Annotated in this window: 1 protein-coding gene; it reads left to right on the top strand. The window is 41.7% G+C overall.

What is annotated here, in order from left to right:
- A partial coding sequence (locus AAA943_RS21850) for a DDE-type integrase/transposase/recombinase (protein WP_338226534.1) occupies nucleotides 1-307 on the top strand: 307 nt, incomplete at both ends.

The raw sequence follows: 307 nt of genomic DNA, 5'->3' as shown, positions 1-307 counted from the left end.
ACTTCGGGTGGCCTTTTTGATGGATTGTTGTGACCGATCCATTATCGCCTGGAGAGCAGGAAAACATATGCAGGCAATAGATATTGAATTAATGGTTCAAGAAGCCTTATACAGCCGTTTTGGCGAGAACCTTCCGCCAACTGGGCAACTCCAATTCCTTCATGATAACGGACCAGAGTTCATTGAAAAGAACCTTAAAAAGAGCCTGAAATCTTGGAATATTGACGATTGTAATACCCCAACCTATTCACCACAATCCAATGGTATGTGCGAAGCATTGAATGCAACCTTTAAAAGAGATTATGTC

Origin of the sequence: Algoriphagus confluentis (assembly GCF_036245625.1) — a bacterium.
Classification (GTDB): Bacteria; Bacteroidota; Bacteroidia; order Cytophagales; family Cyclobacteriaceae; genus Algoriphagus; species Algoriphagus confluentis.
Note: the sequence above shows the minus strand (reverse complement) of the source record. Positions and strands in the feature narration are given on the sequence as shown.